The following is a 19,876-nucleotide window of genomic DNA, read 5'->3' on the forward strand; positions in this document are numbered from 1 at the left end:
GGGGCATCGGAAGGGACCTCCGAGAGCCCCGCGGGGCGGCCACCCTGAGCAGCTGCGGCAACAGGGCTGGGGTGCGCGCAGCGCTGCGCGCCGGCTCGCCGCCGAGCGGCGGTGCACCTTCGCGTCGAAGGCCGGCCACCGCCGGCGCGGCTCCACCTCGAAAGCACAGCACGCGCGACGGCAAGCAAGCGGCGCGTCAGCGCCACCGTTGGGGCGGTGGTGGGCGACGGGCGGGCAGGCAAGCACGTGACAGCCTCTGCAGCCCCTCTCCCCTTTCTCTGCGGTGGCGGGTTGCGGAGGGTTCCCGGGACTCCTCGCCCTCGGGCCGCCGGCGGTCACAACTCCTGCAGCACCCGTTCCTCCAGTTGGTCGAAGAGGGCCAGGCCGGTCGTGTAGCTCATCGCGCCCAGCTGCGGGACGGCATAGACCCGGTCGTTGCGGACCGGCTCCACCTCCTTCCACGGCCCGCTGTCCATCACCTCCTGGACGGGGCCGGTGGGCTCGCCCTGCGCGTCGGCGCGGGTGAGGACCGCGTCGTACTCGTCGAGCCGGTCCAGCCGCTCCAGGGGCAGGGACTCGCTGAAGGCGCCGTCGTCCGACTCCGGGGTGAACCGCAGGCCCGCGTCGGCGGGCACGGTGGTGCCGTGCGCGCCCTGGTGCTCCAGGGTCCAGTTGCCGTCGCCGTAGGCGTCGACGGAGGCGAACAGGGTGTCGGAGAGCACCCCGGAGTACTCCTCCTGCAGTTCGGCGGCGCGGGCGTCGTACTCCTCGATCAGTTCGGAGTGGGCGTCGGCGACCCCGGCGGCGTCGGCGATGCGCCGGTTCATGTCCTTCCACTCCGAGGGCCTGTTCATCGCGGCGACCGCCACGGGGGCGATCCGCTCCAGTTCGGAGTAGTCGAACTCCATGGCCGCGGGCAGCCCGGAGACGATCAGGTCGGGACGGAGCTCGGCGACCTTCTCCACGTTGATCTCCAGGTCGCGGCCCACCTGGGGGAGCTTCTGGGCCTTCTCCAGCTCCTCGGGCGTCATACCGGTGTCCTGGGTACCGCTGGACACGCCCACGAGCCCGGCGTCCTCCACCGAGATCAGGGCGGTGACGGCCCAGCCGATGGCGACGACGCGCCGGGGGTCGCGCGGGATCTGCACGGGCTGCTCGGCGTGGTCGCTGGTGAACTCGCGGGTGGGCGCCGCCTGCTCCTCCTGGCCCTGGCCGGCGGTGCCTCCGGTGCAGGCGCTGAGGGCGAGCACGGCCGCGGCGAGCAGGCCGGCGGCCCAGCGGGGGGACGGGGCGGGGGATCGTCTCATCGGTTCTCCTGGGGTTGGACGGGGTTTGCCGGACGGGGTCGGTGGCGGGTGCGGCGCAGCGGGCGCCGCCGGGCGGGCGCGGTCACGCTCGGGGATCCGGGGCGGCGGCGAGGCGGGCGGCGAGGACGGGGCCGATCACCGCCAGGCCCTCGGCCGTGAGCAGGTCGTCGTGGACGGCGGGGACCTCGTGGTGCTCGATCCGGCCGCCGATGTAGGGCGCCCAGATCTCGGCGGCACCGGCGGGGGCGTCCTTGGCCGTGAAGCACAGCGCGTCGCCGGGGTGGCGGCGCGGTTCCTCGGCGGCGGAGGCGGACAGGATGCGCTCGGCCCAGCGGCGGTTGGTCCCGATCAGGTCGGGGTCGCCGTGTTCGGCGCCGACGGCGGCGGCGAGCGCCGCGGCGTCGGGCTCGCCCCGCTGCTCCTGAGGCCGCGCGGGGGCCGCGTCGGCGCGCCGGGCGTGCCAGGGCGCGGGATAGGCGTCGAGTAGGGCGAGCAGCTCCACCTCGTGCCCCGCATCGGCCAGTTCGGCGGCCACCGCCTGGGCGAGCGTGCCGCCGAAGGACCATCCGGCCAGCCGGTAGGGGCCGTGGGGGCACGCGCGGCGGATGCGCTCGGCGTAGACGGGCGCGAGGCCGGCGAGGGTCGGGGCGCCGGCCGTGTCCGGCGGGGGCGCGTCCACGCCCAGGATCGGCACTTCGGGGCCGAGGTGGCGGCGCAGTCCGACGAAGGCCAGGCTGAGGCCGCCGGCCGGGTGGAGGCAGAACAGCGGTGGCCCGTCCCCGCTGGCGCGCAGCGCCACGACGCCGGGCTCGCCGGAGGCGCCCGGCGCGACGGTGCGGCCGGGGCGCGTGCCCCGCGATGCCAGGTGCGCGGCGAGCGCGGCGGGCGTGGGGTTGGCGAACAGGTCGGCGATCCGCACCGCGGCGCCGGTCTCCGCCTCGATCCGGGAGCGCAGCCGCACCAGCAGCATCGAGTGGCCGCCCAGGTCGAAGAAGTCGTCGTCGGCGCCGGCGAAGGGCGCGCCCAGGACCTCGGCGAAGACCTCGCACAGCACCGCCTCGGCGGCGTCGCGTGGCTCGCGGCCGGGCGGCGGCGCCAGCGCGGCGGGGTCGGGGGCCGGCAGTGCGGCGCGGTCGAGCTTGCCGTGCGCGGTCAGCGGCAGCGACACCAGCGGCACGAAGGCCGCGGGCACCATGTAGTCGGGCAGCCGCTCGGACAGGTGGGCGCGCAGGCCGGCGGCGTCCACCGCGTCGGACGCGGCCCCTGTCCCGCCCGGCTCTCCCGGTCGCGCGTCCGCGCCGGGACACTCCCTCCGATCGGGCTCGGCGATGATGTAGGCGACCAGCCGCCGGTCGCCGGGAGCGGCCTCCCAGGTGTCGACCGCGGCCTGGGCGACGCCGGGGTGCTCGCTCAGCGCCGCGGCGATCTCCCCCGGCTCGACGCGGAACCCGCGCACCTTGACCTGGTCGTCGGCCCGGCCGACGTAGTCCACCGCCCCGTCGGGCATGCGCCGCACCAGGTCGCCGGTGCGGTACATGCGCGCGCCGGAGGCGCCGAAGGGGTCGGCGACGAACCGGTCGGCCGTCAGCCCGCGGCGGTGCAGGTAGCCGCGCGCCAGCCCGGCGCCGCCCAGGTACAGCTCCCCCACCACGCCCGCGGGAACCGGGCGCAGCCGCTCGTCGAGCACGTAGGCGGCGGTGTTGGCGGTGGGCGCGCCCACGACCGGGCGCTCGTGGTCGCCCGACCGAGCAGCGAGCGCGTCCACGGTCGCCTCGGTGGGTCCGTACAGGTTGAAGGCGGCGGTGCCCCGCTGCTCCAGGTCGCGCAGCCGCCTCCACAGCGATGCGGGTACCGCCTCACCGCCCACGCCGAGGGTCACCGGTGTGTGCGTGCCCGCCTCGCCCAGGCCGGCGCGGATGAGCTGCAGCAGGTGGGAGGGGGTCACCTCGATGAAGTCGATCCGCTCGGCGCGGATGCGCTCGACGAGCAGGGCCGGGTCGTGCATGGCGTCCTCGGTGACGATGTGCACCGCGTGGCCGTCCAGCAGCCACAGCTGCGGCTGCCAGGCGGCGTCGAAGGAGAACGACCAGGCGTGGCCGACGCGCAGCCGGTCGCGGCCGGCGCGGCGCCGGGTGGGCCGGTGCAGGGTCTCGCGGTGGCTGCGGAAGAGGTTGGCGACGCTGCGGTGGGCGACCGCCACGCCCTTGGGCCGCCCGGTGGAGCCGGAGGTGTAGACGACGTAGGCGGGGTGGTCGGGGTGCAGCGGCGCGGTGCGGTCGGCGTCGGTCGGGTCGGTCGCGGGCCGCGCGGCCCCGGTCTCGGGTGTCAGCACCAGGCGCCGGCCGGCCCCCAGCGCGGCGGCGCGCTCGTCCTGCTCCGGGGACGCGACGGTGAGCAGCGGGCCGGCGTCGGCGAGCATGTGGGCGATGCGCTCGTCGGGGTAGGCCGGGTCGATCGGCAGGTAGGCGGCGCCCGCTTTGAGCGCGGCCAGGATCGTGACCAGGGTCTGGGCCGAACGCGGCAGCAGCAGCGCCACGACGGCCTCCGGGCCGGCCCCGCGCGCGATCAGCTCGTGGGCGAGCCGGTTGGCGCGCTCGTTCAGTTCCGCGAAGGTGTAGCGCTCGCCCTCGCACACCAGCGCCGGATGTTCGGGGCCGTCGGCGACCGCGGCCTCGAACAGGGCGGGCAGGGTGGCCGGGGCGGGCACGTCCAGGCGAGGGCCGGCGGCGTCCCGGGCGAGCCGGGCGGACTCCTCGCCGGCGAGCAGGTCGAGGCCGCCGATGGGCGCGGCGGGGTCCGCCGCCGCCGACTCCAGCAGCCGCTCCAGCCGCAGCGCGATGTTGCGTACGGTCGGCCCGTCGAACAGGTCGGCGCTGTAGTCGAGGGTGCAGCGCATCGGGCCGCCGTCGGCGCCGTCGGCACCGGGGTCGCGGAACTCCAGGGCCAGGTCGAACTTGCCGCCGGGCGCGGCCACCGGTTCGCGCGTGGTTTCGAGGCCCGCCATCGACAGCCGCGGCCCGGCACCGCTCTGGTAGGCCAGCATCACCTGGAACAGGGGGTGGCGGCTCATCGACCGCGCCGGGTTGGCGATCTCCACCAGGTGCTCGAAGGGGATGTCGGAGTTCTCGTAGGCGGCCAGGTTCGCCTCGCGGACCCGCGCCAGCAGGTCGGCGAAGGAGGGGTCGCCGGAGGTGTCGGTGCGCAGCACCAGAGTGTTGACGAAGAACCCGACGAGGTCGTCCAGCGCGGCGTCGTCGCGCCCGGCCACCGGCGAGCCGATGGGGATGTCGGTGCCCGCCCCCAGCCGGGTCAGCAGCGCGGCCAGCGCCGCCTGCAGCACCATGAACACGGTGGTGTCGTGCTCGCGCGCCAGCGTCCGCAGCCGCGTGCTCAGCTCGGCGGGCAGTTGGAGTTCGACGGCGCCGCCGCGTCCGCTGGATGCGGCCGGGCGCGGCCGGTCGGTGGGCAGCGCCAGCTCCTCGGGCAGTCCGCGCAGCGCCTCGCGCCAGTAGCGGGCCTGGGCCCCCGCGGCGCTGCCGGGGTCGTCCGCGGTGCCGAGCACAGCGCGCTGGTGCAGGCCGTAGTCGGCGTACTGGACGGGCAGCGGCGCCCAGTCGGGGGCGCGGCCGCCGCGGCGGGCGGCGTAGGCGGTGCCGATGTCGCGCAGCAGCGGGCGGGCCGAGGCGCCGTCGGCGGCGATGTGGTGCAGCAGCACCAGCAGCACGTGCTCGTGGGGGCCGGTGCGGAACAGGCGGGCGCGCAGCGGCGGCTCGGCCTCCAGCTCGAAGCCGCGGGCGGCGGCCTCGGCCAGCAGGCCGGGCAGGCGCTCCTCGTCGGTGTCGGTGAGGGGTAGCTCGGGCCGGGCCTGCTCGGGGTCCAGGATGCGCTGGTAGGGGACGCCGTCGTCGTCGGGGAAGACGGTGCGCAGGCTCTCGTGGCGGGCGACGACGTCGGCCAGCGCATCGGCGAGCGCGGTGCGATCCAGCGGGCCGCGCAGCCGTGCGCAGACCGGGATGTTGTAGGTGGGGCGCGGGCCGTCGAGCCGGTAGAGGAACCACATCCGCTGCTGGGCGTGGGAGAGCGGCGGGCGCCGGGGCCGTTCGGCGCGGCGCAGCGGGGGGCGGCCGCCGGCGGGGCGCAGCCGCCGGGCGAGCCCGGCCGGGGTGGGTGCGTCGAAGACGGTGCGCAGCGCGACGTCGCGGCCCAGGACGGCGCGGATGCGGGTGACCAGGCGGGTCGCCAGCAGCGAGTGGCCGCCCAGGGCGAAGAAGTCGTCGTCGATCCCGGCCTCGCCGACCTCCAGGATCTCGCGGTAGAGCCCGCACAGCAGTTCCTCGACCTGGTTGCGCGGCGGGCGGCCGCCGGGGGCGGCGGACAGGTCGGGGGCGGGCAGGCGCGCGCGGTCGGTCTTGCCGTTGGGCAGGGTCGGCATCGCCTCCAGCGGCACCACGGCCGCGGGGAGCATGGCGGTGGGCAGCGTGGCGGCGAGGTGGTCGCGCAGCTCCCGCGGGTCGAGGTCGCCGGCGTCCCCGGAGCGCGGGGTGGCATAGGCGATCAGGGCCGCCCCGCCGGCGCTGTCGCGGTGCAGGGCCGCGGCGGATGCGGCGACGCGGGGGTGGGCGGCCAGCGCGGCCTCGATCTCGCCGAGTTCGACGCGCATGCCGCGGATCTTGACCTGGTCGTCGGTGCGGCCCAGGAACTCCAGCTCGCCCCGGGTGTTCCACAGCACGCGGTCGCCGGTGCGGTACATGCGCGCACCGCGCGCGCCGAAGGGGTCGGCGACGAAGCGGGCGGCACTCAGGCCGGGCATGCCGTGGTAGCCGCGCGCGAGCCCGGCGCCGCCGAGGTAGAGCTCCGCGGGCACGCCCGGGGGCACGGGCCGCAGCATGGAGTCGAGCACGTAGGCGCGCACGCCCGGGTCGGGGCGGCCGATGGGCACCCGGTCGCCCGCCGCCTCGGGCCGGCACTCCTGCAGGGTCGCGTTGACGGTGGTCTCGGTGGGGCCGTAGCAGTTGAACATCGCGCGCCCGTCGGTGGCGAAGCGGCGCACGAGCGCGCCGGGCACCGCCTCGGTTCCGGCGAGCACGGTCATGCCCGGGGGCGGTTCGGCGTCGGCGGGCAGCGCCGACAGCAGGGCGGGCGGCAGGCCCGCGTGGGTGACGCGTCGGTCGCGCAGGTAGTCGGTGAGCGGCGGACCGGGGACCCGGCGCTCGGGAGGCACCACCACAAGCCGGCCGCCGCAGAGCACGCCCATGGTGAACTCCCAGAACGCCACGTCGAAGCTGGGCGAGCCCAGTTGGGCGATCCGGCTGTGCGCGCCGACGCCGAGCCGGTGCACGGCGGTGGAGACGAGCTTGGCCACGCCCGCGTGGCTGACGACGACGCCCTTGGGGGTGCCGGTGGAGCCCGAGGTGTAGACGAGGTAGGCGGCGCCGGCGGGGGTCAGCGGCGCCGGCCGGTCGGCGTCGGTGACGTCGCCGGCGGGCGCTGCGCCGATCTCGGCGGCGGTGGCGGGGTCCTGCGGCACCACGCGGGGCGCGTCGGTGAGCGCGGCGACGCGCCCGGCCAGTTCGGGTGCGGTCAGGACGCAGGCGGGGCGGGCGTCGGCGAGCATGTGGCCGAGCCGGTCGTCGGGGTAGTCCGGATCCAGCGCGAGGTAGGCGGAGCCGGTCTTGAGGACCGCCAGCAGCGCCACGACCAGCTCGGCCGAGCGCGGCAGCGCCAGCGCCACCACCCGCTCGGGTCCGGCCCCGCGCGCCAGCAGCACCCGCGCCAGCCGGTTCGCCCGCGCGTCGGCCTCGGCCGCGGTGAGGACGGTGTCCTCGTCCTCCACCAGCACCGATTCGGGATCGTCGGCCACCCGCCGCCCCAGCAGCTCGGGAAAGGCGGCCTCGTGTCCGGCGTGCACCGCGGCCCGTTCCTCGGTGCCGCTGCGCGGCTCGGCGGTGCGGGTGTCGGGGCCCGGGACGGCGGCGGGGGGCAGCGCAGGGATCCGGGCCACGGGGTGATGCAGGAAGGTCGGGATGGAGGCGAGGACGCTGTGCAGGCTGTCGGCGATCAGCCGCGCCCGGGACCCGCCGAGGACGTCGGGCCGGTAGCCCAGCCGCAGCCGCAGCCGCGGCTCCGGCGCGTCGGGGGGCGGGGGCACCACGGCCAGAGAGAGCGGGTAGTGGGTGGCGTCGGCCGAGTCCAGCACGCGGGCGCGCAGGCCGGGCACGTCGGCGGCCGGGTCGGCGGCCTCCACCGGGTAGTTCTCCACCGCCATGAGCGTGTCGAACAGCTCCGGCACGCCCGCCGCGCGCTGGATCTCGGCGAGGCCGACGTGGCCGTGGTCGAGCAGGGCCGCCTGCTCGTCGCGCAGCCGGGTGAGCAGGTCGGCGGTGTGCTCGGCGGGGTCCAGGCGCACCCGCACGGGGACGGTGTTGACGAACAGCCCCACCATGTCGGTGGCGCCGGGCAGCCCGTGCGGGCGCCCGGAGACGACGGTGCCGAAGACGGCGTCGCGGGTGTCGAGCAGGGTGCTCAGCACGATCGCCCAGGCGGCCTGCAGCACCGTGTTCAGGGTGACGCCCCGCTCGCGGGCGAGGCCGCGGATCGAGGCGGTGGTATCGGGGGGCAGGTCGCGGGTGAGTTCGCGGGGCTCGGCGGCCGCGGCCGGCTCCGGTTCGGAGGCGGCGGCGGGGCCGAACGCCTCGGCGATGCGGGTCGGGCCCTCGATGCCCTCCAGGGCCGCCCGCCAGGAGCCCAGGGCGGCGGCGGTGTCCTGTCGGGCGAGCCAGTCCAGGTAGTCGCGGAACGCGGCGGCGCGCGGCAGCGGCGCCCCGTCGCTCGCATACAGCCGGAACAGGTCGCGCACCAGCAGCGGCAGCGACCAGCCGTCGAGAAGGATGTGGTGGTGGGTGAGCACCAGGACGTGGCTACCGGGGGCCCGGCGCAGCAGCAGGAAGCGGATCAGCGGCGGGTCGGCGGGGTCGAAGCGGGCGCGGCGCTGCGTCTGGCGGATCCGCGCCAGCTCGGCGTCCTGTTCGGCCCCGCTCAGGTGCGACAGGTCGGTCCGGGCCCAGCGGGCGGTGACGCGCTTGCCGACCAGCGCGGCCGGCCGGCCGTTCCTGCGGCGCCGGAACGCGGCCCGGATGTTGGGGTGGCGGGCCAGCAGGGCGTCGGCGGCGGCGTGCAGCCTCTCGGGCCGCAGCTCGCCCTCCAGCTCCAGGGCGATCTGCACGTTGTAGACGTCGGGGCCCTCGGCGTCGAGCTGGCTCTGGAACAGCAGCCCCTCCTGGAGCGGCGTCAGCGGCAGGATGTCCTCCAGGCCGGATGCGTTGCTCACGGGAGCCTCCACTCTGCTTCGAATTCGTCGATCTCGTCCTGGTCGAGGCCGCCCAAGGCCAGGTCGGAGGGGGTGTGTCCACCCGCGTCCGGCGATTGGGCGTGCGCGGCGAGGCCGCTGAGCTGGGCGAACCAGGACTCGGCGAGTTCGCGGACACCGGACTCGGGCAGCAGCCGCTCGGGCCAGGCCCAGGTGGCCGCCAGCACGGGGCCCGCGCCCTCGTCGCGGGTCAGCGCGTTGACCTCCAGCGGGTGGCGCACGGGCGCCTCAGGGTCGGTTCCGGGCGGCAGCGCGCCCGTCTCGGGTGCGAGGGCCCAGGCGGCGTCCTCGCCGGCGACGGCGACACGGCCCAGGTAGTTGAACAGCAGCGGCGGCTCGGGGGCGGCGGCCAGGGCCGGTGCGGTGTCGGGGTTGAGGTGGCGCAGCAGGCCGTAGCCGATCCCGCCGTCGCCGGGCCGGGAGCGCAACTGCTCCTTGACGCGTTTGAGGGCGTCGCCGGCGTCGGGCCCGCCCGCCCGGGCGGCGGCCGGGTCGAGTCCGGTGACGTCGAGCCGCGCGGGGTGGACGGCGGTGAACCAGCCGACGGTGCCCGAGACGTCCGTGCCGGGGAACACGTGCTGCTCGCGGCCGTGCCCCTCCAGGGCCAGCCGCAGCACGCCGTCGGGTCCGGGTGCGGCCCCGCCGCGCTCCTGCCGGTCCGCGCGCCATTGGGCGGCGGCCAGGGCGAGCGCGCTGAGCAGCACCTCGTCGATCCCGGCGTGGAAGGCTTCGGGGACGCGGGTGAGCAGCGCCGCGGTGTCGGCTGCGGGCAGGGTGAGGGTGATCCGGCGCAAGGTGGCGGCGGTGTCGCGCCGCGGGTCGATCCGCCCGAACGGGTGCGGGCCGGGCTCCGGCGGCCGGCCGGGCGCCGGTGCTGCGGTGATCTCCTGCCAGGCGGGCAGCTCGGCGGTGCGGCGCGCGGTGCGCGCCTCGGCGTGCAGGAGGCGGGTCCAGCGGGCGTAGGAGGTGGGCGGCGCCGGCAGCGCGGGCGGGCGGGCGCGGGCGATGTCGTGCCAGGCGGCGGCCAGGCCCGCGCGCAGGATGTGCCAGGAGACGCCGTCCACGGCGAGGTGGTGGACGACCAGGAGCAGCCGTCCGGGCCTGCCGGCTCCGCGGTCCAGCCACACCGCCTGCACCATCACCCCGTCTCGGGGCGCCAGCCGGGCCTGGGCGGCGTCCGCCTCCGCGGCGGCGGCCCGGGCCAGTTCCGCCTCGTCCCATCCGGCGGCGTCGCGGCGGGTGAGTACGTCGGCGGCGGCGACGGCGCCGGGCGGGGCGGCGCGCAGGCGCCAGTCGCCGTCGTCGCCGACGGCCAACCGGGCGCGGAGCATGGCGTGGGCGTCCAGCACCGCCTGGAGGGCGGCGGCCAGGCCGGTCGTGTCGGCGCCGGCGGGGGTGTGCACGACGGCGGCCTGGCTGAACCGGTCGACGGGGCCGCCGCGCTCGCGCAGCCAGTGCATGACGGGGGCCAGGGGCACGTCGCCGGTGCCGTCGTCGCCGGCCTCCTGCCCGGCGGCGGCGCCGGCCGCCTCACCCGCGGCGAGGGCGAGGCGCTCGGGGGTCTGCTCGGTGAACACGTCGGCGGGAGACAGCTCCAGCCCGCGGGCGCGGGCCCGGCCGACGAGCCCGATGGCGAGGATGCTGTCGCCGCCGAGGGCGAAGAAGCCGTCCTCGACGCCGACCCGCTCCAGCCCCAGCAGCTCGGCGAACAGCCCGCACAGCAGCTCCTCCCGCGGCCCCCGGGGGTCCCGGCCGGTGCCGGCGCGCTCGCCGGGGCCGGGTTCGGGCAGGGCGGCGCGGTCCAGCTTGCCGTTGGGCGTGAGCGGGAACGCGTCGAGGACGGTGATCGAGGCGGGGACCATGTGCTCGGGCAGGCGGGCGGCGAGCCTGCGCAGCAACCCGTCGGCGTCCACCTCGGCGGCGCCCGGCGCGGGTGTCGCGTAGGCGGCGAGCCGGGCGGCGCCGGCGGCGGTGCGGCCGGCGGTGACGACCGCGGCCCCCACCTCGGGGCAGGCGGCGAGGGCGTGCTCGATCTCGCCCAGCTCGATGCGCATCCCGCGCACCTTCACCTGGAAGTCCGCGCGGCCGACGAACACCAGCCGGCCCGCCCCGTCCCACCGGACGACGTCGCCGGTGCGATACATCCGCGACCCCGGCGGACCGAACGGGTCGGCCACGAACCGCTCCGCCGACAGCCCCGGACGATTCGCATACCCGCGGGCCAGCTGCACGCCCGAGAGGTACAGCTCGCCCTCCACCCCGGCCGGCACCGGCGACAGCCGCTCGTCGAGCACGTAGACCCCCGTGTTCCACACCGGCCGCCCGATCGGCACGCCGGGCCCCGAGTAGCCCTCCGTGTCCAGGTCGAAGGCGGTCACGTCCACCGCCGCCTCGGTGGGGCCGTAGAGGTTGGCCAGGGCCGCCCGGGGCAGCACCGCGCGGAACCGGCGGGCGGCCTCGGCCGTCAGCTCCTCGCCGGAGGCGAACACCCGGCGCAGGCAGGTGCACCGGGCCGCCGCCGGCTCCTCGGTGAACACCCGCAGCATCGACGGCACGAAGTGGCACACCGACACCCCGGCGTCGCGGATCAGCCCGGCCAGGTAGGCGGGGTCGCGGTGACCGCCCGGTTCGGCCGCCACCAGGCCCGCGCCGGCCGCGAAGGGCCAGAACAGCTCCCACACCGACACGTCGAAGGACACCGGCGTCTTCAGCAGCACCCGGTCCGACGCGGTGAGCCCGTAGGCTCCCTGCATCCACACCAGCCGGTTCACGATCGCCGCATGCGAGACGACGACGCCCTTGGGCCGCCCCGTCGAGCCGGAGGTGTAGAGCATGTAAGCGGCATGCTCGGGCCGCAGCGGCGCCGTGCGGTCGGCGTCGGTCGGCGGGTGGGGGTCGTGGCGCTCCAGTGCCGCGGCGACCGCGGGATCGTCCAGCACGAGCCGGGGCACGGCGGGCTCCGCGGGCAGGTCGGCGGCGTCCGCGGCCCGGCAGACGATCAGAGCCGGGCGCGCGTCTTCGAGCACGAAGGCGACGCGCTCGCGCGGCTGGTCGGCCTCGACCGGCAGATACGCCGCCCCCGCCCAGACCACCGCGTGCAGCGCCACCACGAGGTCGGCCGAGCGCGGCAGCGCCACCGCCACCACCGACTCCGGTCCGACACCCCGCGCCGCGAGCTCGCGGGCCAGCCGGTGCACGCGCCTGTCGAACTCGGCGCGGGAGAGGGCGGTACCGCCGCAGAGCAGCGCGGGGTCCTGGCTCCCGGCAGCGCCCTGCGCCAGCAGCTCGGGCAGCGTCCGCTCCGCCACCGGGTGCGCGGTGGCGTTGCGCTCCCCCAGCAGCGCGGCCCGCTCCCCCGCCTCCAGCAGCGGCAGGTCCGCCACCGGCCGATCGGGTTGCGCGGTGGCCGCGGCGAGCAGCCGCACCAGCCGGTCGGCGAGGTCGCGCGCGGTCTGCGGGTCGAACCGGTCGGCCGAGAACCGGACCGCGGCCTCGATACCGTCCTCGCCGGGGCGCTCGACGAACTCGAACTCCAGGTCGAAGCGGGCGGCGGGGTGCCCCACGGTGTCGTCGACGGCCGCCGCCCGCGCGCCCAGGAAGCCGCCGTCCAGCTCGGGCCGGGCCTGGTGGCTGACCATGACCTGGAACAGCGGGTTGCGCCCGGCCGCGCGCGGCGGGTTGAGCGCCTCGACAACCCGGTCGAAGGGCAGGTCGGCGTTGGCGAAGGCGCCCACCGCGAAGGCGCGGGCGCGCTCGACCACCTCCCCGAAGCCGGGTGTGCCGCTCAGGTCGGTGCGCAGCACCAGGGTGTTCAGGAACATGCCCACGGCGTCGTGCAGCGCCTCGTCGGTGCGGCCGGTGGCGGGCGTGCCCAGCGGGACGTCGGCGCCGGCGCCCATCCGGTGCAGCAGCACCGCCACGGCCGACTGCAGCACGAGGAACGGGGTGGCGCCTCGTTCGCGGCCCAGCCGGGTCAGCGCGTCCACCACGTCGGCGGGGATGCGGAACGCGGCGCTGCCGCCGGCGTCGGTGGGCGCGGCGGGCCGCGGCCGGTCGGCGGGCAGGGGGATCTCCGCGGGCAGGTAGGCCAGGGCCTCCTGCCAGAACGCCCGCTGTCGCGCGGCCCGGCTGCCGGGGTCCTCGGGCGAGCCGAGCAGGTCGCGCTGCCACAGGGCGTAGTCGGCGTACTGCACGGGCGGCGGCGCCCAGTCCGGTGCCGCGCCCGCCGCCCGCGCCCGGTAGGCGGTGTCCAGGTCGCGCAGGAACGGGCCCTGGGACCACTCGTCCACCGCGATGTGGTGGAACAGGTTGAGCAGGACGTACTCGCCGGAGTCGGCGGCGAAGAGGACGGGGCGGTAGGCGGGTTCGTTCTCGAGGTCGAAGGGGCGGCGGGCGGCTTCGGCGACGCGCCGGTCCAGCTCGCGGGCGCCGGTGCGCACCACCCGCAGGGGGTCGAGCGCCTGCGGGGTGTCCAGGACGCGCTGGCGGGGTTCGCCGTCGCGGCGGGGGTAGGCGGTGCGCAGGATCTCGTGGCGGGCGGCGACGTCGGCGACCGCCGCGCCGAGGGCGTCGGCGTCGACGCCGCCGTGCAGCCGCAGCGCCCAGGCGACGTTGTAGGCGGCCTCGGCGCCGGGCACCTGCGCGCTCGCCCACAGTCCCCGCTGGGCCGCGGAGACCGGGGGCTCGGCGCCGTACTCGGCGGCGGCACCGCCGCGGATCGGCGGGCGGGCGCCGCCGCTCGCGGCGAGCCGGGCGGCCAGGGCGGCGGGGGTGGGGGCGTCGAACAGATCGGCCACGGTCAACTCCGCGCCGGTGCGTGCACGCAGGGCGTTGACCAGGCGCGCCCCGGCCAGGGAGGTACCGCCCAGGTCGAAGAAGCCGTCGTCGGGACCCACTCGCTCCAGCCCCAGCAGTTCGGCGAACAGCCCGCAGACCAGCTCCTCGCGCGGGCCGCCGGGTGCGCGGCCGGTGCCGCCGCGCTCGCCGGGGCCGGGTTCGGGCAGGGCGGCACGGTCGAGCTTGCCGTTGGGCGTCAGCGGCAGGGCGTCCAGGACGAGCAGGGCGCCGGGCACCATGTGCTCGGGCAGCCGGGCGGCCACTGCGGCGCGCAGCCGGTCGGGGTCGGCGCTTCGGGACGGGGCCGGCACGACGTAGCCGACGAGGCGCGTGTCGCCGGCCGTGTCGGGGCGCGCGGTGACGACCGCGTCGGCGACCTCGGGGCAGGCGGCGAGCGCGTGCTCGATCTCGCCCGGCTCGATGCGCATCCCGCGCACCTTCACCTGGAAGTCGACCCGGCCCACGAACACCAGCCGGCCCGCCCGGTCCCACCGGACGACGTCGCCGGTGCGATACATCCGCGACCCCGGCGGACCGAACGGGTCGGCCACGAACCGCTCGGCGGTGAGCCCCGCTCGGCCGCGGTAGCCGCGGGCCAGCTGCACGCCCGACAGGTACAGCTCGCCCTCCACCCCGGCCGGCACCGGCGACAGCCGCTCGTCGAGCACGTAGACCCCCGTGTTCCACACCGGCCGCCCGATCGGCACGCCCGGACCGGCGAACTCCTCGGATCCGACGTCGAAGGCGGTCACGTCCACCGCCGCCTCGGTGGGGCCGTAGAGGTTGGCCAGGGCCGCCCGGGGCAGCACCGCGCGGAAGCGCTCCGCCAGGTCGGCGCTGAGCGCCTCGCCGGAGGCGAACACCCGGCGCAGGCCGGTGCACCGCGCCGCCTCGGGCGCGTCGGTGAACACCCGCAGCATCGACGGCACGAAGTGGCAGACCGTGACGCCGCGGGCGGCGGCGGTCTCGGCGAGGTAGGCGGGGTCGCGGTGCGCGCCGGGCGCGGCGACGACCAGACCCGCGCCCGCCGCGAAGGGCCAGAACAGCTCCCACACCGACACGTCGAAGGACACCGGCGTCTTCAGCAGCACCCGGTCGGAGGCGGTGAGCCCGTAGGCTCCCTGCATCCACACCAGCCGGTTCACGATCGCCGCATGCGAGACGACGACGCCCTTGGGCCGCCCCGTCGAGCCGGAGGTGTAGAGCATGTAAGCGGCATGCTCGGGCCGCAGCGGCGCCGTGCGGTCGGCGTCGGTCACGGGTTCGGCCGGCCGTCCGCCGACGCGCGCGGCGGTGTCCGGGTCGTCGAGCGCGAGGACGGCGACGCCCTCGGTGGGCGGCAGGTCGGCGGCGTCCGCACCGCGGCTGAGCAGCAGCGCCGGGCGCGCGTCCTGCAGCAGGAATGCGATGCGCTCGCGCGGCTGGTCGGTCTCCACCGGCAGATACGCCGCCCCCGCGCACACCACCGCATGCAGCGCCACCAGCAGATCCGCCGAGCGCGGCAGCGCCACCGCCACCACCGACTCCGGTCCCACGCCGCGCGCGGTGAGCTCGCGGGCCAGCCGGTGCACCCGCGCGTCGAAGTCCGCGCGGGTGAGGACCGTGCCGTCGGCGTCGATCACGGCCGCATCACCCGGCGCGCCGCCGGCCCCGGCTCCCCGTGCGGTCAGCTCCGGCAGCGTCCGCTCGGCCACCGGGTGCGCGGTGGCGTTCCGCTCCCCCAGCAGTCCGGCGCGCTCTCCCTCCTCCAGCAGCGGCAGGTCCGCCACCGGCCGGTCGGGATCCTCCAGCGCCGCGGCGAGCAGCAGGGTGAACCGCCGGGTGAGGTCGGCGACGGTCGCGCGGTCGAAGCGGTCGGCGGCGTAGCGCACGGCCGCGTCCAGCTCCGCTGCGCCGGGCCGTTCGATGAAGGCGATCTCCAGGTCGAACTTGGCGGCGTCGACGACCTTGTCCTCCAGGCGGGTGCGCAGCCCCAGCAGCCCTTCGGTGTCCGCGGGTCGCGTCTGGTGGCTGACCATGACCTGGAACAGCGGGTTGCGCCCGGCCGCGCGCGGCGGGTTGAGCGCCTCCACCACGTCGTCGAAGGGAAGATCGGCGTTGGCGAAGGCGGCGAGGTCGAAGGCGCGCACCCGCTCCAGCAGGTCGCGGAAACCCGGGGCGCCCGACAGGTCGGTGCGCAGCACCAGGGTGTTGAGGAACATGCCCACGGCGTCGTGCAGCGCCTCGTCGGTGCGGCCGCTGGCGGGCGTGCCCAGCGGGATGTCGGCGCCGGCGCCCATGCGGTGCAGCAGCACGGCCACGGCCGCACGCAGCACCATGAAACGGGTGGTACGGGTCTGCTCGGCGATGCGCGTCACGGCGCCGTTCAGGTGGGCGGGCAGGGTGAACCGCACCAGGCCGCCTTCGGCGCCGCCGGTTTTCGAGCGGGGCCGGTCGGCGGGCAGGGGGATCTCCGCGGGCAGGCCGGCCAGGGCCTCCTGCCAGAACGCCCGTCGGCGCGCGGCCGTGCTGCCGGGGTCCGCCGTGGAGCCGAGTAGCTCGTGCTGCCAGAGCGCGTAGTCGGCGTAGGAGACCGGAAGCGGCGTCCAGTCCGGGGCCGCGCCTGCCACCCGCGCGCGGTAGGCGGTGTCCAGGTCGCGCAGGAACGGGCCCTGGGACCACTCGTCCACCGCGATGTGGTGGAAGACGGCCAGCAGCACGTGCTCCGCGCCGCCGACCGCGGCGAGCACGAAGCGGGCGGGCAGGCCGCCTGCCAGGTCGAAGGGGGCGCGCGCTGCTCGGTCCAGCAGCTCGGCGAGGTCGGCCCCCGCGCTCTCCACCGCCAGCAGCGGCCGGGGCAGATCCTCGACCGGGACGATGCGCTGCTCGGGCTCGCCGTCGGCGCCGCGGGGAAAGCGGGTGCGCAGCGCGGCATGGCGGGCGAGCACGTCGTGCAGCGCCTCCTCCAGGGCGGCGCGGTCCGGTGCGCCGGTGATCCGCAGCGCCCAGGGGACGTTGTAGGCGCCCGCGCCGGCGGCTCCGGCCGACTCCAGCAGCCACAGCCGCCGCTGCTCGGCCGAGAGGGGCACGCGTGCCGGCAGCGTGCGCGCGGCCGGTGCGGGCCGCCGCTCACCGGAGCTGCGGGCCCGTTCGGCGATGCGGGCGGGGGTGGCGCCCTCGAACACGTCGCGCACGCCGACGGCGGTGCCCAGCCGCGCACGCAGCCGGTTGGCCACGCGGGCGGCCGCCAGGGAGTGCCCGCCGAGTGCGAAGAAGTCGTCGTCGGCGCCGACCGCGCCGATCCCGAGCACCTCGCCGAACGCGGCGCAGACCGCCTCCTCCTCCCGGGTGCTCGGCGTCCGCCCGCGCGCATCGGCCGCGCCCGGGCTGCGGGGGGCGGGCAGGGCGGCCCTGTCGATCTTGCCGTTCTGGGTGAGCGGGAACTCCTCCAGCACCGCGATCGCGGAGGGGACCATGTAGTCGGGCAGGCGCTCGGCGGCGCCCGCGCGCAGGGCGGCTTCGTCGAGGGGGTCGGCGCCGGGGAGGGGGCGGACGTAGCCGGTGATCGCCGTACCGTCCCCGTCGCCGGCGCGCACGACCGCGACCGCCTGGGCGACGCCGGGCTGCTCGGCCAGGGTGGTCTCGACCTCCCCCAGCTCGATGCGGAACCCGCGCACCTTCACCTGGAAGTCCGAGCGGCCCACATACGCCAACTCGCCGCCGGCATTCCAGCGCACCACGTCACCCGTGCGGTACATCCGCGAACCGGCCGGACCGAACGGATCGGCCACGAACCGCTCCGCGGTCAACCCTGGACGACCGTGATAGCCCCGTGCCAGCCCCGACCCGGCGATGTAGAGCTCCCCGGCCACTCCCGCCGGCGCCGGCCGCAGCGCCGCGTCCAGCACATACACCCGCGTATTGGCGATCGGCGCGCCGATGGAGACCGGGCGGCCCGGACGCACCGGGGATGCGGTGGACCAGATGGTGGTCTCGGTGGGCCCGTACAGGTTCACCACCGCATCCGCCCGCTCGGCCAGTACCGCCGCCAGCGACTCCGGCAGCGCCTCACCGCCCACCAGCACCCGCAGCCCCGACACCGCCTCGGGCCGCTCCTCGACCAGCGCCCGCCACAGCGTCGGCGTCGCCTGCATCACAGACGCGCCCGAGGAGGCAACCAGCTCCGCCAGCGCCGCCGGGTCCCGCACCGTATCCCGATCGGCCAGCACCACCGACGCCCCCGCCAGCAGCGGCAGATACAGCTCCAGCGCCGAGATGTCGAAGCCCACCGTCGTGACGGCGAGAAGGCGATCGCCTTCCCCCAGCGGGAACCGCTCCCCCATGTCGGCCAGGAAGTTCACCAGCGCACCCTGGGAGACCACCACCCCCTTGGGCCGGCCCGTCGACCCCGACGTGTAGAGCACATAGGCGGCGCTGTCCCGGGCCGGGCCGGTCGCGCCCGCATCGGCGGTGCCGGCGGGCTCGGGCCAGGCCGCCGGGTCGTCCACGAGCAGCCTGCGCGGCCCCTCGGGCAGGGCGGCGCCGGTCTCGTCGTCGGTGACCAGCAGCGCCGCACCGGAGTCGGCCAGCATGTAGGCGATCCGCTCGGCCGGGAATCCCGGATCCACCGGCAGGTAGGCCGCCCCCGCACGCCCCACCGCCAGCAGCGCCACCACCAGCTCCACCGACCGCGGCAGCGCCACCGCCACCACCCGCTCGTGACCCGCCCCCGCCGCGCGCAGCCGGCCGGCGAGCGCGTCGGCCCGTTCCAGCAGCTCCGCATACGTCAGCGACGCCCCGCCCGCGACCACGGCCTCGGCATCGGGCGTGCGGCCGGCCGTGTCCGCGACGAGGTCGGCCACCGCCGCCTGCGGCGGTGCGCCCGCGGGTCCGGCGGCGCCGGCGCCGGCCTCGGGCGCGGCGATGTCCAGGGTGCCCAGCCGGCGGGCGTCCGCCTCCTCCGGCGCGGCGCCCTCGGCGGCCAGCGCGCGCAGCAGCCGGCCGAACTCCTCCAGCAGTGCGCCCAGGTCGGCGGCGGTGTAGCGGGCGGCGTTGCCGTTCAGCTCGAAGCGCAGCCCGCCGCCGGCGGCGTCGCGGTAGACCGACAGCGACACGTCGTCGACGGGGCCCTCCGACAGCGTGCGGGCGGTGCCGGGGACACCGGCGAAGTCCAGGTCGTAGTCGAAGGCCTTGATGTTGATCATCGGCCCGTGCAGCGGGGTGCCGCGCCCGACCAGGTTGAGGTCGCGGCGCACGTCCTCGGCGCGGTAGCGCTGGTGGGCGCGCAGCTCGCGCAGCCGGGCGGCGGTGTGGGCGAGCAGGTCGGCGACGGTGTCGGCGGGGCGCAGCCCCAGCCGCAGCGGCAGGACGTTGACCACCATGGCCGGGGTGCGCAGGGCCGCCGAGCCCAGGCGGCCCATGGCGGGCATGCCCAGGACGACGTCGCGGGCGCCGGTGCGGCGGTGCACGTAGCAGCCGAACGCGGCGATCACCGCCTCGGCCCAGCTCGCGCCGGAGCGCCTGCCCAGCTCGGCCAGCCGGTCGGCGGTCGCGGGGTCCACCGCCGCGGTCGCGGTGACGGCCGCCGGTGAGGGCGCGGGGGGTGCGTCGCCGAGCTGGACGGGGTCGGGCCGGTCGGCCAGCAGGGCGCTCCAGTAGGCGCGGTCCTCGGCGCGGCGGGCGGAGGCGGCGTAGTCGCCCTCCTCGGCGACGACCGCGGCGAGGTCGCCGAACCTGCGCGCGGGCGTCTCGCCGGAGGCGAGCGCGGTGTAGACCTCGGCCACCCGGCGGGTGAAGGTGGTGATGGCGTAGGCGTCGGCCACGATGTGGTGGTAGCGCTGGTACCACAGGTGGCGGTCGGGGCCGATGCGGTAGAGCACGAAGCGGTGCAGCGGCCCTGTTGACAGGTCGACCGGGGCGGCCATGTCGGCGCGCATCAGCGCCATCGCCGCGCCGCGCGGGTCGTCCTCGCCGCGCAGGTCCGCCTCCTCCAGCAGCGGCCGGTCCCAGGGCAGGCCGGGGTGCACGATCTGGCGCGGTTCGGCCTGCTCGCCGTCCCGCCCGTCCTGCCCGGCGCCCACGCCCGCGTCCGCGCCCGCCGCACCGTCGCGGATCAGGGTGCGCAGCGCGTCGGTCTCGGCGACGGCGTGTTCCAGGGCCGCGCGCAGCAGCGCGGGGTCGGCGCCGCCGGCGAGGTCGATGTACTGGCCCACGTTGAAGCGGCCTGCGGCGGCCGCGACGTGGTGGGCGTAGTAGACGCCGCGCTGGGCTCCGGTGAGCGCCAGCGACACGGGGGCGCTGCGATCGGGACGGCTCTGGGTCATGGCGCTGCTTTCGACGACGCTGGGCTGTGGCGGGGGCGGCGGCCCGCGCGCGGGGCGCGGGCCGC

At 77.2% G+C, this 19,876-nt stretch carries 3 protein-coding genes; all 3 read right to left on the reverse strand.

Features of this window, described 5'->3' with window-relative positions; all coding sequences use genetic code 11:
- Nucleotides 1-335: 335 nt before the first annotated feature.
- Complete coding sequence (locus tag FZ103_RS20130) at nt 336-1,307, reverse strand: ABC transporter substrate-binding protein (RefSeq protein ID WP_156003393.1); 972 nt, start codon at nt 1,305-1,307, stop codon at nt 336-338.
- Between the two features lie 82 nt (nt 1,308-1,389).
- On the reverse strand, nt 1,390-8,634 hold the full coding sequence (locus FZ103_RS20135) for a non-ribosomal peptide synthetase (protein WP_186356578.1): 7,245 nt from the start codon (nt 8,632-8,634) through the stop codon (nt 1,390-1,392).
- On the reverse strand, nt 8,631-19,811 hold the full coding sequence (locus FZ103_RS20140; protein ID WP_156003395.1) for a non-ribosomal peptide synthetase: 11,181 nt from the start codon (nt 19,809-19,811) through the stop codon (nt 8,631-8,633). Before FZ103_RS20140 ends, FZ103_RS20135 begins: the two co-directional genes overlap by 4 nt.
- Nucleotides 19,812-19,876 lie beyond the last annotated feature (65 nt).

Origin of the sequence: Streptomonospora sp. PA3, assembly GCF_009728995.1 — a bacterium.
Lineage (GTDB): Bacteria > Actinomycetota > Actinomycetes > Streptosporangiales > Streptosporangiaceae > Streptomonospora.

Coding starts and splice junctions, on each gene's coding strand:
- FZ103_RS20130 (WP_156003393.1), bottom strand. CDS start 1,307: ATGAGACGATCCCCCGCCCCGTCCCCCCGCTGGGCCGCCGGCCTGCTC.
- FZ103_RS20140 (WP_156003395.1), bottom strand. CDS start 19,811: ATGACCCAGAGCCGTCCCGATCGCAGCGCCCCCGTGTCGCTGGCGCTC.